This is a genomic window from Candidatus Streptomyces philanthi (assembly GCF_059553635.1).
In genome coordinates, this window is record NZ_JCANQV010000003.1 from 17,542 (window position 1) to 31,241 (window position 13,700).

The following is a 13,700-nucleotide window of genomic DNA, read 5'->3' on the forward strand; positions in this document are numbered from 1 at the left end:
GCCCGGGGTGCCGTCCGGCGGGGCGTCCGGGCGCGCCGCGCGGGCCGTCCGGCGGCGCGGCGCCCTACGGGCTCCCGGGTGAGGGGCCGTCACGGCCCTCCAGTCGGAACAAGTCCCCAGGAGTGTCGATGTCATAGGGCTCGGCGATGTCGTCGCAGGCGACGAGGGTGAGGGTGCTCGCGTGGCGCTCCAGGTAGGCGCGGGCGCCCCGGTCGCCCTCGGCGGTTGCCGCGATGGCGGGCCAGTGGGTGGCGCCGAGCAGGACCGGGTGTCCGCGTCTGCCCCGGTAGGTGGCGGCGGCCAGGGAGGCGGGGCCCGTGCAGGCGTGGCGCAGGCGGGCGACGGCCGCCGCGCCGATGCCCGGCTGGTCGACGAGGGTCACCACCACCGCGTCCGCGCCCGAGCCGGCCAGAGCCGTGAGGCCCGTGCGCAGGGAGGTGCCCATGCCGAGGGGCCAGTCCGGGTTCTCGTGGACCCGCAGGCCCGTGAGGGCGGCGCGGGCGCGTACGGTCGCGGCGGCCGCGCCCAGTACGACATGTACCGGGTCGCAGCCGCCGTCCCGCAGCGCCCGCGCCGCATGGTCGACCAGGGGGTGTCCCCGGTGCTCCAGCAGGGCCTTGGGGCGGCCGCCCAGCCGGCGGCCGCCCCCCGCCGCCAGCAGCAGTCCCGCCACCCGGCCGCCGGACCCGGGTGCCGTCTGCTGCCGGTCGGATGTCTGTGCCATGAGGACTGCTTACCTCATCGCGGCCTTTCGCCGTGCGGCGGCGGCGCGCCGCACGCCCGGAATCAGGCTGCGTCGTCGGCGGTCCGCTGACGGGGGATCAGCGGGTGCGGTGTCTTCCGGGAGCGGTGGTTCCGCTCCTCCGCGAGCCGACGCTCGATGACATAGCGGTATATGTGCGCCATGGTGATCTGGGATACGTCCGAGAGGCCGTACGCGCGGCAGATGAGGTGCACCACGCCGGTGTGCTGGTGGTCCGGGCCGGTGTCGGGGTCGCTGTTGTGCTCCATGGCGCTCTCCGCTCCACTGATATGCCGGATATCTCCCGGAAGTGAGAATGCTCCACCCGGCCCGCTCCTACGCGTCGGTTGTCGTATGGCCATGCCAACGGGTGGTCCGGAGAACGCACGTTCTGACCAGGTGTCATGTGACACCGGAGGGGCCGGGGGCGGAGGTCACCCGGCCCCGGCGCTCCCTCAGCTGTCGCGCGGCCCGAGGCGGTGACGGACCCAGACGTTCGGCTCGGTGTAGACCGCGTGGTCGTGCGCGGTGTCGCAGCGCACCGGAACCAGCGCGCCGGGCACCTCGATGCCGCCGTCGCGGTCGAAGGGCAGACCGGTCCACTCCCGCCACTGCGCGAGCGAGCCGCCGATCGTCATCGAGGCGGGGGCGATCTTCTCGATGGTGCCGCCCGCCCTGACGTGGACGCGCAGCCACGGGTCCGACGGCAGCCCGTCGGCACGCTGCTGACGCGCATATTCGGCCATCGGGACGTGCGGACGCAGATGCTTCGCCGTCGGGCGGACCGGCGCCAGCAGCGTGTCGTGCCCCTGCCGCCCGACGGCGTCCTTCAGGGCGGCCACCATCCGGTGCGAGAGCCCGCGACCGAGGTACGCCGTATCGATCGTGATCTCCAGCGCGCTGGCCACCGTCGGCGCGATCCCGTCGTACTGATCGGCGAACGCCCAGGCCAGGACGCGGTCCCAGCCCTGGTCCGGGGTCTCCTCGCGGCCTTCGAGCGCCGCGTTGAACGGCACCGCGAGGCCGCGCGCCACCACCCGGTCGCCGTCGGTCGCCACCACGCAGTGGTGCGGGAAGTCCTCGGGCACCCGGTACAGCAGGGCGCCGGCCACCGGGTCCTCGGGTATGAACGCCGGCCAGTTCTCGTCGATCTCGTAGAGCCGGGCGGTCAGCGAAGGCCGCTCGGCACACGAGGTGATCTTGATGTCCACGGTGCGGACCCTGCCACAGCTTCCGCGCGCCCGCACGGGAATTGACGCCTGCCCGCACCATCCGTGCGCCCCGCGCCCGATAGCACCCGACCGATTCCGTCCCGCGTATGGCGTCCGCGGCACCCCCTGGCGTTAACTTGCCCGCACCGCAGAACCGGTCAACGGGCTTGGGTGAAGCCATGGTTGGGGAAGACGCGCAGACGGACAAGGGACGGCAGGGCGGCGGAAGGGCGTCCGGTGAGGACGATGGCAGGGTGCGGGCGCTGCGTACGGCGGTGGCCCGCCTGCGCCGCCAGCTGGCCCGCCTCCCCGGCGAGCTGCCCGACAGGGCGGCCGCCGACGAGGAACTGGCCGCCCTGGACGCGATGATGCGCCTCGGGCGGCCCGATGTGCCCCGGCTGCGCCGCTCGCTGCTGCTGATCGCCGGGGCCGTCGGCTCGGTCAGCGCGCTGTGGCCGGCGCTGGCCGAGGTGCGTGAGGGTATCGAGCGGTTCGGGGTGCTGCCCGGCGGCTGACCGCCATGGCGGTCAGCCCTACTGCGCGGGCGCCTGGTTGGCCAGCGCCTCCGACAGCTGTGCCGCCACGTCCTGGAGCACCGGAACGACCTTCCCGGTCGACGCCTCGGTCACCCGGCCCGTCGGGCCCGAGATCGAGATCGCCGCCGAGGTGGGGGAGTTCGGCACCGGCACCGCGAAGCAGCGCACGCCGATCTCCTGCTCGTTGTCGTCCACCGCGTAGCCGAGCCGGCGGACCTCGGTGAGGGCGTCGAGGAAGACGTCCGGGTCGGTGATGGTCTTCTCGGTCGCGGCCGGCATCCCCGTACGGACGAGCAGCGCGCGGACCTCCTCCGGGGGCAGACCGGCCAGCAGCGCCTTGCCCACACCCGTGGTGTGCGGCAGGACGCGGCGGCCGACCTCGGTGAACATCCGCACCGCGTGCCGGGACGGCACCTGGGCGACGTACACGATCTCGTCGCCGTCGAGCAGTGCCATGTTGGCGGTCTCGCCGGTCTCCTCAACCAGGCGGGCCAGGAACGGGCGGGCCCAGGTGCCCAGCAGCCGGGACGCGCTCTCGCCGAGCCGGATCAGCCGGGGCCCGAGGGCGTACCGGCGGTTGGCCTGCTGGCGGACGTAGCCGCAGGCGACCAGGGTGCGCATCAGCCGGTGGATGGTCGGCAGCGGCAGTCCGCTGCTGGTGGAGAGCTCGCTGAGGCCGACCTCGCCGCCGGCGTCGGCCATGCGCTCCAGGAGGTCGAAGGCGCGTTCGAGGGACTGGACCCCGCCGGTCGCGCCCGCGGGCTTGTTCTCGGCGGCGGGGGTGCTGGCGCTGGACGGCGGCACGTCGCGTTTCCTTTCGGACGGGCGGTGACTCTGGTCGGTACGGGCCCGGGTGCCCGGTGGACCTGCTCCGCCCTGCTCCCCGGTCGTGCCCCGGCCCGACCGCAGCAGCCTACCGGTCCTTGCCCCGGCGGCACGCGGGGTGCCGCGGACTCGTTCCCGCCGGTCAGGCCCCTCGTGTCCGGGCGCCGCCGGGGAGGGCGGGGTGTTTCCCGGGGGAGCCCTCCTTCTGGCGGGCGGAATCCTCCGATCGCTTCGCGGAAGGAGTCGAACAGGGAGTGGCGGTGCGGACGCGCCTCCCGGTGCCTCGTCAGGATGCCTTGACGGGGTGCCGTCGGCGGTGAAGACTCCGCTCAACAGTCTGTTGAATCCCCCCGTCGGGGCCGCCCGTCCGCCCGTCCGGCACACGCGCCGCGGCCCGCCCGGCGGCGCACACGGCGACCCCGCGGAACGCGTACGACGGAACGAGAAGGGGACCAGGTGTCCGAGGCCGAGCTGATGCTGCGCTCCACCCGTGTCGTCACCCCGCGCGGGACCCGCCCCGCGTCCGTCGCCGTGAGCGGCGGCACCATCACCGCGGTACTCCCGTACGACACACCCGCCCCGGCGGGCACGGACGTCGAGGACCTCGGCGACCAGGTGCTGCTCCCCGGCCTGGTGGACACCCATGTGCACATCAACGACCCCGGGCGCACCACCTGGGAGGGCTTCGAGAGCGCCACCCGCGCGGCCGCGGCGGGCGGCATCACCACCCTCGTCGACATGCCCCTCAACAGCCTGCCGCCCACCACCACCGCCGCCCACCTCGCCACCAAACGCGGCGTGGCGCACGGCTCCGTACACGTCGACGTCGGCTTCTGGGGCGGCGCCGTACCGGACAACACCGCCGAGCTGCGCCCCCTCCACGACGCCGGGGTCCTCGGCTTCAAGTGCTTCCTCTCGCCCTCCGGCGTCGACGAGTTCCCCCCGCTCGACGAGGAACGGCTGACCACGGCCCTGGAGGAGATCGCCGGCTTCGACGGCCTGCTGATCGTCCACGCCGAGGATCCCGGCCACCTGGAGGCGGCACCCGAGCCGCACGGCCCCCGCTACGCCGACTTCCTCGCCTCCCGCCCCCCGGCCTGCGAGCGCGACGCCGTCGCCCGGCTGATCGCGCTCGCCCGGCGGCTCGACGCGCGGGTGCACGTCCTGCACCTGTCCTCCGCCGCCGCGCTGCCGCTCATCGCCGCCGCCAGGGCCGACGGCGTCCGGATCACCGCCGAGACCTGCCCCCACTTCCTGACCCTGACGGCCGAGGAGATCCCCGACGGCGCCACGGAGTTCAAGTGCTGCCCGCCGATCCGCGAGGCCGCCAACCAGGACGCCCTGTGGCAGGGCCTCGCCGACGGCACCATCGACTGCGTCGTCTCCGACCACTCGCCCTCCACCGCCGACCTCAAGACCGCCGACTTCGGTACGGCCTGGGGAGGCATCTCCTCCCTCCAGATCGGCCTGTCCGCCGTCTGGACCGCCGCCCGCCGCCGGGGCCGCACCCTGGACGACGTGGCCCGCTGGATGTCCACCGCCCCCGCGGCCCTGGCCGGCCTCGGTGCCAAGGGCGCCATCGCCCCCGGCCGCGACGCCGACCTCACGGTCTTCGACCCCGACGCCACCTTCACCGTCGACCCGGAGGCCCTCCACCACCGCAACAGGATCACCGCCTATGCCGGCCGGACCCTGCACGGCGTGGTCCGCTCGACCTGGCTGCGCGGCCGCAGGATTCACGACCACGGCACCCTCACCGGGCCCACGGGGCGCCTTCTCGCCCGCCCGCACCAGGGATGACGCGGGTACGGGGTGCACCCGCCGGGTCCGCTCCGTAGGCTCGTGGCGGGCCGTCCGGCCCGTACGCCGTCCCCGACGCGGAGGCGTCCATGACCACAGCCCGGGACCTGATGATCACCGCCCTCGACGCGGAGCCCGCGCACCCCGTGGAGCGGGGCGTGCTGTCGCTCGCGCTGGCCGGGGCCGAACTGATCGATCTGCTGGCCGCCGAGGTCGTCACGCTGGACGGGGATCTGATCGTCCCCGGCCTGCGGATCACCCTGGACGACCGCCTGCTGGACCAGGCCGCCGGGGCGCTCGTCCAGGAGGCCCCGTACGAGCCGGCCGAGGACTGGCTGTGGCGCCGGGGCCGCGATCTGGCCGCCGCCCATCTCGCGGACCTGGAGGCGGACGGGCTGGTCACCCGGCGGTTCCGCGGCGGGGTGCCGCTCGGCGCGGGGCGGATCGTCCTCGCCGACTCGCCCGCTCTGCGCCGGGCGCGGGACCGCCGGGCGGCACGCGAACCCGTCCTCGACGCCCTCGCGACGGCCGTCGGCCTCCCCGCCGCGGACACCGGCGAAGCACCGGGCGCCACCGGCGAGGCGGTGGAGACCGTCCTCGGCACGGTGCAGGACGCCCTGACGGAACTGGAGGCCGTACGCCAGCGGCGGAACATCGAGAAGGCGGCCTTCGACAACGTGTGGCGGGGGTACTGACGGGGGGCTCGGGCTCGCCATGACACGGACCCGCGGCTTCCTCGCACCAGGGCCGTGGGACCGGCGTCCGCGCCGGAGCGGGCGGACGGCCCGGGGAGAGGGCGCGGACGGACTCCGTGTGCCGGGCCCGCGCCCGGGGTCAGCGGGACTTGGCGATGATCACCAGCAGGCTCATGAAGGCCAGCAGCACATGGGTGGCGACGACATAGATGAAGACCCGGACGTAGACCCCGCGGGGTGCCTTGTTCTCGACGTAGACGCGGGCGGGCGCCGGTTCGGGGGCGGGGTCGGGTGCGGCGGGCGGGGGAGTGGTCTGGTCGGTCACGGCGTACGGTCCTTCCCTTGCGGTACGGGGTGTGTCCGCGGGGTCACAGGCCGCGGCGCGGGGCGTTGTCGCCCAGGCACAGCTCGGTGGCGCCGCTCTGCAGCAGAGTGTGGACGAACAGGAGTTCGGTGCCGCCCGGTGAGGCGGCGGCGATCCGGTGCGGCGTCAACGAGTCGAAGTGCGCCGCGTCCCCCGGATCGAGGAGATGCACGGTCTCCCCGAGCGTCAGCCGCAGCCGCCCGTCGAGGACGTACAGCCACTCCTCGCCCGGGTGCACCCGCACCAGGTCGCCCTGGGCGCGGTGCGGCACCCGTACCCGCAGCGCCTGCATCGCGCGCCCGGCGCCGCCGACCGTCCAGTACGTCCAGCCGCCGGCCTCGGACGGCTCGCCGCGGCCGGCCCGCAGGACCGGGTCCCGCTCCGGCGCGGTCTCGCCGAGCAGGTCGGATACCGTGGTGCCGTACGTACGGGCCAGGGCCAGCAGCATCGGCAGGGACGGTTGGCGGCGGTTGGTCTCCAGCCGCGACAGGTGGGCGGGCGAGAGCCCCACCCGCCGGGCGGCGGACTCCAGTGTCAGCCCGCTGCGGCGCCGCAGCTCGCGCAGGCGGGGGGCGACGGTCGGCAGCTCGGCCACCGGGCCGGCGCCGGACTCGTCCGGGTACTCGGTCATGTCTCCGGTATAACGACCCTTTGACCTCAGAGGCAAAAGTTTTGCCTGTTGGGCAAAAGCCCGCGGTGATCGCGGGCGGGCGGGCCGGTGTGCCGCGGTGGCGGGGCGGGGCGTCCGGGGCGGCCGTGACGCGGTCGGCGGTGGCGGCGGAAGGGGCCGGCGCGGCCTTCCCGGTGGTCGCGAGGTGAACGAACGTCAAGCATTCTGCGGACGCGGTGAAGAGACTTCTCCTCAATGTCCGCGAACGGTGAACTCCCGGGAAACTTCGGACCGTTGCCGTTGACACGCTTCTGTCTACGCGCGTCATCCTGGGGGCATGAGCATCCCCCCACGGATCACCCGGATCGGCGCCGCGGGCGCCCTCGTATCGGCCCTTCTCCTCGGCGGGACCGCCGTCGCCGCCACCCCGGCCACGGCGCACACCGCGCCCACCGTCGCGGCGCACTCCGCGACGACCGACCTCCGTTCCGTCGGCAAGATCTGCAACTCCAAGCTGCCGTCGCAGGCCCACGACACCCTGAAGCTCATCGGCAAGGGCGGCCCCTACCCGTACCCGCAGGACGGCACCGTCTTCCAGAACCGTGAGGGCGTGCTGCCGAAGCAGAGCAGCGGCTACTACCACGAGTTCACGGTCGTCACCCCCGGCTCGTCCAACCGCGGTGCGCGCCGCATCGTGACGGGCAAGCAGAACCAGGAGGACTACTACACCTCCGACCACTACAAGACCTTCAACCGCATCGACTTCGGCTGCTGAGCCGGAGCGTCCCGCGCGAAGCGCGACGACGGCGGCCGGGGTGCGCCCGCACCCCGGCCGCCGTCGCGTCGTGCGCCCGTGAATCCTCGTCCGGACCCGTCGGCAGGGGCGCGGTGGACGCACCCCTGGGGGAGGATTGTCAGTGGCTGCCGGTAGCGTTTCGGGAGAAACGCGGAACGGCGGGCATCGGCGGCAAAGAGGCCGACATCCGGCCGGCCGCCGTGGCACACCCCAGGAAAGTGCCGTACCGCCGCGGCCGCGGCGGGCGGTCCTAGGCGTCGGAGACGAGGAAGGACGGCGAACTGCCGTGTACCGCTGGGAGATCACCCGGGCCGCGCTCGCGCAGCGGGTGTGCGCCATCGTCCGCAGCACCACGTACGACGAGGCGAGCGCCACCGCCGACACCCTGCTGTCGGCCGGCATCACCAGCCTGGAGATATCCCTGACCACCCCGTTCGCACTGGAGGCCGTCACCACCCTCACCCGCGAACTGGGCGACGACGCGGTCATCGGCGCGGGCACCGTCCTTGACGCCGCGTCGGCCCGTACGGCCGTCGACGCCGGGGCCCGCTTCCTGGTCTCGCCCGGCCTGGACGCGGAGATCATCCGCACCGGCCACCGCTACGGCGTCCCCGTCTTCACCGGCGTGGCCACCCCGACCGAGATGGTCCGCGCGCTGGAGCTGGGCGCCGACGCGCTCGCCCTGTTCCCGGCGTCGTCGTACGACCCGTCCTGGGTCAGCGACGTCCGCGCCGCCCTGCCGCAGGCGCCACTGCTGCCCTCCGGCGGCGTCTCCGTCGAGAACGCCCCGGAGTGGATCGCGGCCGGCGCCGTCGCGGTCGGCATGGGCCCCGCCCTGTCCGAGGGTGACCGCGACACCGTCGCCAAACGCGCCGCCGACCTGCTCGCCCGGCTCGCCGACGCGACCCCGGAGCGGACCGGCCCCGGCGCCACCGCCGGCCTCTACGAGGGCTGAGGGGACGGCGGGACGGTCCCGGCCGCGGCGCCCGGACCGTCCCGCCCACCGGTCAGGGGCTTCACCACCGCCGCGCGCTCTGCGAGCCTGAGCGCTTCGCCCGCGGATGAGGAGAAGCCCCATGAAGCGCGCCACCGTGCTCACCGCCCTGGCCTGTCTGCTCACGGCCACCGTCGCCGCCCCCTCGGCCCCGGCCCGCAGCGCCCACGACACCGCCGCGAAGGCCGTGACGACCACCGCGTCCCCGGACGCCACCCTCCTGGACACCGTCCCCCGCCGCGGCGTGCTGCGCGTCTGCACCACCGGCGACTACCCGCCGTTCACCCAGCGCGACCCGGCGACCGGCCGCCACCGCGGCATCGACATCTCCATGGCCCGCGACCTGGCCGCGAGCCTGGACGCCAGGCCCCGCTATGTCGCCACCACCTGGGCGAAGATCGTCGGCGACCTCGCCGCCGGCCGCTGCGACATCGCGATGGGCGGCGTCTCGATCACCCTCCCGCGCGCCCGCGCCGTCGCCTTCAGCGAGCCGACCCGCACGGACGGCAAGGCACCCCTGGTCCGCTGCGCCGACAAGGACGCCTACGGAACCCTCGACCGCATCGACCGGCCCGGCACCAGGGTCGTCGTCAATCCCGGCGGGACCAACGAGGAATTCGCCCGCGCCCGCCTCAAGAAGGCCACCCTCACCGTCCACCCGGACAACACCACCGTCTTCGGCGAGATCATCGCCGGCCGGGCGGACGTCATGATCACCGACGCCAGCGAGACCCGCTACCAGGCCACGATCCACCCCGAGCTGTGCGCGGTCCGCCCCGACAAGCCCCTCACCTTCTCCGAGAAGGCGTACGCCCTGCCGCGCGGCGACACCGCCTTCCGGCAGTACGTCGACCAGTGGGTGCACCTCGCCACCCACGACGGCACCTACGCCGCGTACGAGGACGCCTGGATGTCCTGACCCCGGGGCACCGCCACCCCGACTTCGCCTCATGTCCGGACAATGTGACCTCTGGACTTCCCGTCATCACCCCCGGCCGATACGCTCGCGAGCGTGGGGAAACGCGATGCAGCAGCCGTGAGCGCCGACAGGGCCGTTCAGTTCAGCGTGGACCGGAGCAGCCCGGTTCCGCTGTACTTCCAGCTTGCCCAGCAGTTGGAGTCCGCGATCGAGAACGGCGGACTGGCACCCGGCAGCCTGCTCGGCAACGAGATCGAGCTGGCCGGCCGCCTCGGGCTGTCCCGGCCCACCGTCCGGCAGGCCATCCAGTCGCTGGTCGACAAGGGTCTGCTGGTGCGGCGCCGCGGCATCGGCACCCAGGTCGTGCACAGCCAGGTCAAGCGCCCCCTGGAGCTGAGCAGCCTCTACGACGACCTGGAGGCCGCCGGGCAGAAGCCCGCCACCCGGGTCCTGCGGCTCACCACCACCACCGCCGACGCGGAGGTCGCCGCCGCCCTGGGGATCGCCGAGGGCACGGAGGTGATGCTCGTCGAGCGGCTGCGCTTCACGCACGGTGAGCCCGTCGCCCACCTCCGCAACCACCTGCCCCTCGGACTGCTGGACGTCGGCCCCGCCGAACTGGAGGAGACCGGCCTCTACCGCCTGCTGCGCTCGGCCGGGATCACTCTGCACAGCGCCCGGCAGGCCGTCGGCGCCAAGGCCGCCACCGCCGAGGAGGGCGAGCGGCTCGACGAGCCCGAGGGTGCCCCGCTGCTGACCATGCAGCGCACCGCTTTCGACGACACCGGCCGGCCGGTCGAGTTCGGCTCCCATGTCTACCGGGCGTCGCGCTACGCGTTCGAGTTCCAGCTGCTGGTCCGCTCCTGACCCGATCTGCCCGGATTCGTCCCCCGCACGCCCCGCCCGCCCGTACGGACCGCCCTTCCCCGTACCGTTGACGTGGCCGGCCGCGCGCCGCTGGAATGCCTTCCGGGCCCGTACGGCGCGGCCCGGTCGTACAGGGACCGGACCCCATCAACCGGCACAGATCGCCGGTAACGGATACTTGGGCGTTTGGGGCCGGGCAACCGGTACCGGTACGCGACACCGCGTATCCGGGTCCCACAGAGCGTGACGATCAGCGGGAAGGGCAGTCCGTGGCAAGGGTTCGAAGAGGCGTACGCGTCATGAGTGCCGTGCTGGTGGCGGTGCTCGGCGCCTCGCTCGCGGGGTGCAGCAGTACCGGGGGCAAACGCGCCGAGGAAGCGCGCGCGGCGCAGGCCGCCGGCGGAAAGGCCGCCGTGAACACCCCCCGGTGGACCTTCGCGATGGTCAGCCACTCCGGCGACGGCGACACCTTCTGGGACATCGTGCAGAACGGCGCCCAGCAGGCCGCCGCCAAGGACAACGTCAAGTTCGTCTACGGGCACGACAAGGAGGCCCAGCGGCAGAGCCAGCTGGTGCAGTCCTACATCGACCAGAAGGTCGACGGCCTGATCGTGACCCTCGCCAAGCCCGACGCCATGAAGGACGTCGTCGCCAGGGCCGAGAAGGCCGGCATCCCCGTGATCACGGTGAACTCCGGGGCCGAGGAGTCCACCGCGTTCGGCGCGCTGACCCATGTCGGGCAGGACGAGACGATGGCCGGCGAGGCGGTCGGCGAGGAGCTGAACCGGCGCGGGAAGAAGAAGGCCCTGTGCGTCCTGCACGAGCAGGGCAACGTCGGCCACGAGCAGCGCTGCGACGGCACGCGGAAGACGTTCGACGGCGAGCTGCAGAAGCTCTACGTCGAGGGCACCAACATGCCCGACGTGCAGTCCTCCATCGAGTCCAAGCTCCAGGCGGACAGCTCCATCGACGCCGTGGTCACCCTCGGCGCGCCCTTCGCGCCCACCGCCGTCAAGGCCAAGGAGCGGGCCGGAAGCAAGGCCGAGATCGACACCTTCGACCTGAACGCGCAGGTCGCCGCAGGACTCAAGGACGGCTCGCTCGGCTTCGCCGTCGACCAGCAGCCCTACCTCCAGGGCTACCAGGCCGTCGACCTGCTGTGGCTGTACAAGTACAACCGCGATGTCCTCGGCGGTGGCCGGCCGGTGTTCACCGGCCCCCAGGTGATCACCAAGAAGGACGCCGGGGTGCTCCTGGAGTACACGAAGCGGGGGACCCGATGAGCACCACCGAGGCATCCCCCGTGAGCCCCTCGGGCCCGCCGGCCGGGTCCGACGAACGGCTGCTGCACCGGTCCCTGGTGCGGCGCCTGCTGGGCCGTCCCGAGCTGGGGTCGGTGGTCGGCGCGGTCGCCGTGTTCGTGTTCTTCGCACTCGCCGCCGAACCGTTCCTGCGCGCCGCCAGCCTCTCCACCGTCCTCTACGCGTCCTCCACGATCGGCATCATGGCCGTCCCCGTGGCGCTGCTGATGATCGGCGGCGAGTTCGACCTCTCGGCCGGTGTCATGGTCGTCAGCTCCGCGCTGGTCTCGTCCATGGTCAGCTACCAGATGACCGCCAACACCTGGGTCGGCGTCGGGGTGTCCCTGCTGGTCACCCTCGCCATCGGGTTCTTCAACGGTTTCCTGCTGACCCGTACGAAACTCCCCAGCTTCATCATCACGCTGGGCACCTTCTTCATGCTGACCGGCCTCAACCTCGGCTTCACCAAGCTGATCGGCGGCACCGTCTCCACCAAGTCCATCGCCGACATGGAGGGCTTCGCCTCCGCCCGCGCGGTCTTCGCCTCCCATCTGACCCTGGGCGGCGTGGACATCCAGATCACCATCGTGTGGTGGCTGGCGCTGGTCGCCCTCGCCACCTGGATCCTGCTGCGCACCCGCGTCGGCAACTGGATCTTCGCGGTGGGCGGCGGCGCCGACGCCTCCCGCGCCGTCGGCGTCCCGGTCACCCGGACCAGGATCGGCCTCTACATGGGCGTCGCCCTCGCCGCCTGGATCTCCGGCCAGCACCTGCTGTTCTCGTACGACGCGATCCAGTCCGGCGACGGCGTCGGCAACGAGTTCCTCTACATCATCGCGGCCGTCGTCGGCGGCTGTCTGATGACCGGCGGCTACGGCTCGGCGATCGGCTCCGCCGTCGGCGCCCTGATCTTCGGCATGACCAGCAAGGGCATCGTCTACGCCCAGTGGAACCCGGACTGGTTCAAGTTCTTCCTCGGGGCGATGCTGCTGCTCGCCACCCTCCTCAACGCCTGGGTCCGCCGACGCGCGGAGGCGACAGCATGACGGCCCTCGTCGAACTCGCCGACGTCAGCAAGTACTACGGCAACGTCAAGGCCCTGGAAGGGGTCTCCTTGGAGGTGCACGCGGGGGAGATCACCTGCGTCCTCGGGGACAACGGCGCCGGCAAGTCCACCCTCATCAAGATCATCGCGGGGCTGCACCAGCACGACGCCGGCACCTTCGCCCTGGAGGGCGAGGACATCCGCCTGGCCTCCCCGCGCGACGCCCTCGACCGCGGGATCGCCACCGTCTACCAGGACCTCGCCGTGGTCCCGCTGATGCCGGTGTGGCGCAACTTCTTCCTCGGCTCCGAACCCACCAAAGGCCGCGGCCCCTTCCGCCGCCTCGACGTCCGCACCATGCGCGAGACCACCCGCGGCGAGCTGCTGCGCATGGGCATCGACCTGCGCGACGTCGACCAGCCCATCGGCACCCTCTCCGGCGGCGAACGCCAGTGCGTCGCCATCGCCCGTGCCGTCTACTTCGGCGCCAAGGTCCTCGTCCTCGACGAACCGACCGCCGCGCTCGGCGTCAAGCAGTCCGGCGTCGTCCTCAAGTACGTCGCGGCCGCCCGGGACGCCGGACTCGGCGTGGTGTTGATCACCCACAACCCGCACCACGCCTACCTCGTCGGCGACCGCTTCGTCCTCCTCAAGCGCGGCACGATGGCCGGGAACCACACCAAAGCGGAGATCACCCTGGAGGAACTCACCCGCCAAATGGCGGGCGGCAGCGAGCTGGAGCAGCTCAGCCACGAGCTGGCACGCACCGCGCCACCCGAGTTCCCCGGCGGACACCGGCCGCACTGAGCCGCCGCCGCGCCCGCGTCCGGCGCCCGCCCACCGCGGTGCGCCGGACACCGCGGGTGATGCACAATCGCAACGGACACGCACGCCGAGGCCCCGGCCTCCCGACCCGCAGGGACGAGACGACTCTTGCGAGCACGCAGCCGCCCCGACCGTACCGGCAGCCGCACAGTCGCAGCGGCGGGTCGAGG

The 13,700-nt window shown here is 73.1% G+C and carries 16 protein-coding genes; 10 read left to right on the top strand and 6 right to left on the bottom strand.

The genetic code is table 11. From position 1 onward, the window contains the following. Positions 1–64 precede the first annotated feature (64 nt). The 3 genes from AC51EU_RS01060 to AC51EU_RS01070 form a co-directional block, all read right to left on the bottom strand. Positions 65–724: a nucleotidyltransferase family protein gene (locus AC51EU_RS01060; protein WP_496264661.1), complete on the bottom strand. Its 660-nt coding sequence runs from the start codon at positions 722–724 to the stop codon at positions 65–67. Positions 725–786: 62 nt separating this feature from the next. Then, positions 787–1,011, bottom strand: coding sequence for a hypothetical protein (locus tag AC51EU_RS01065; protein ID WP_496264662.1), 225 nt, complete (start codon positions 1,009–1,011; stop codon positions 787–789). Positions 1,012–1,197: 186 nt separating this feature from the next. After that, entirely contained in the window at positions 1,198–1,953 is a 756-nt protein-coding gene (locus tag AC51EU_RS01070) for an N-acetyltransferase (protein ID WP_496264663.1), read from the bottom strand. A 179-nt stretch (positions 1,954–2,132) separates the two neighbouring features. Here AC51EU_RS01070 and AC51EU_RS01075 point away from each other — a divergent pair, with 179 nt between their 5' ends. Further along, positions 2,133–2,468, top strand: a complete 336-nt coding sequence (locus AC51EU_RS01075) for a DUF5955 family protein (protein ID WP_496264664.1) — start codon at positions 2,133–2,135, stop codon at positions 2,466–2,468. A gap of 18 nt (positions 2,469–2,486) precedes the next feature. Here the strand turns inward: AC51EU_RS01075 and AC51EU_RS01080 are convergent, their stop codons facing one another. Further along, positions 2,487–3,293, bottom strand: coding sequence for an IclR family transcriptional regulator (locus tag AC51EU_RS01080; RefSeq protein WP_496264665.1), 807 nt, complete (start codon positions 3,291–3,293; stop codon positions 2,487–2,489). 477 nt (positions 3,294–3,770) lie between these two features. Here AC51EU_RS01080 and allB point away from each other — a divergent pair, with 477 nt between their 5' ends. Further along, positions 3,771–5,114, top strand: coding sequence for an allantoinase AllB (allB, locus tag AC51EU_RS01085; RefSeq protein ID WP_496264666.1), 1,344 nt, complete (start codon positions 3,771–3,773; stop codon positions 5,112–5,114). Between the two features lie 89 nt (positions 5,115–5,203). Next, on the top strand, positions 5,204–5,809 hold the full coding sequence (locus AC51EU_RS01090) for a GPP34 family phosphoprotein (RefSeq protein WP_496264667.1): 606 nt from the start codon (positions 5,204–5,206) through the stop codon (positions 5,807–5,809). A gap of 139 nt (positions 5,810–5,948) precedes the next feature. Here the strand turns inward: AC51EU_RS01090 and AC51EU_RS01095 are convergent, their stop codons facing one another. Further along, positions 5,949–6,134, bottom strand: a complete 186-nt coding sequence (locus tag AC51EU_RS01095) for a DUF6126 family protein (protein WP_496264668.1) — start codon at positions 6,132–6,134, stop codon at positions 5,949–5,951. 43 nt (positions 6,135–6,177) lie between these two features. Further along, a complete protein-coding gene (locus tag AC51EU_RS01100) occupies positions 6,178–6,804 on the bottom strand; it encodes a helix-turn-helix domain-containing protein (RefSeq protein ID WP_496264669.1) in 627 nt (208 codons plus the stop codon). Positions 6,805–7,120: 316 nt separating this feature from the next. Here AC51EU_RS01100 and AC51EU_RS01105 point away from each other — a divergent pair, with 316 nt between their 5' ends. From AC51EU_RS01105 to AC51EU_RS01135, 7 genes are all read left to right on the top strand, one after another. Beyond that, positions 7,121–7,558, top strand: a complete 438-nt coding sequence (locus tag AC51EU_RS01105) for a ribonuclease (RefSeq protein WP_496264670.1) — start codon at positions 7,121–7,123, stop codon at positions 7,556–7,558. Positions 7,559–7,865: 307 nt separating this feature from the next. Beyond that, positions 7,866–8,534, top strand: coding sequence for a bifunctional 4-hydroxy-2-oxoglutarate aldolase/2-dehydro-3-deoxy-phosphogluconate aldolase (locus tag AC51EU_RS01110; protein WP_496264671.1), 669 nt, complete (start codon positions 7,866–7,868; stop codon positions 8,532–8,534). 121 nt (positions 8,535–8,655) lie between these two features. Beyond that, positions 8,656–9,492: a transporter substrate-binding domain-containing protein gene (locus AC51EU_RS01115; protein ID WP_496264672.1), complete on the top strand. Its 837-nt coding sequence runs from the start codon at positions 8,656–8,658 to the stop codon at positions 9,490–9,492. A gap of 117 nt (positions 9,493–9,609) precedes the next feature. After that, a complete protein-coding gene (locus AC51EU_RS01120; RefSeq protein WP_496264673.1) occupies positions 9,610–10,359 on the top strand; it encodes a GntR family transcriptional regulator in 750 nt (249 codons plus the stop codon). Between the two features lie 299 nt (positions 10,360–10,658). Further along, positions 10,659–11,642, top strand: coding sequence for a sugar ABC transporter substrate-binding protein (locus tag AC51EU_RS01125; RefSeq protein ID WP_496264674.1), 984 nt, complete (start codon positions 10,659–10,661; stop codon positions 11,640–11,642). Continuing rightward, a complete protein-coding gene (locus AC51EU_RS01130) occupies positions 11,639–12,706 on the top strand; it encodes an ABC transporter permease (protein WP_496264675.1) in 1,068 nt (355 codons plus the stop codon). The genes AC51EU_RS01125 and AC51EU_RS01130 overlap by 4 nt, the downstream gene beginning before the upstream one ends. Then, positions 12,703–13,512 carry an ATP-binding cassette domain-containing protein gene (locus AC51EU_RS01135; RefSeq protein WP_496264676.1) on the top strand — a complete coding sequence of 270 codons (810 nt, stop codon included), beginning with the start codon at positions 12,703–12,705 and terminating at the stop codon, positions 13,510–13,512. Before AC51EU_RS01130 ends, AC51EU_RS01135 begins: the two co-directional genes overlap by 4 nt. Positions 13,513–13,700 lie beyond the last annotated feature (188 nt).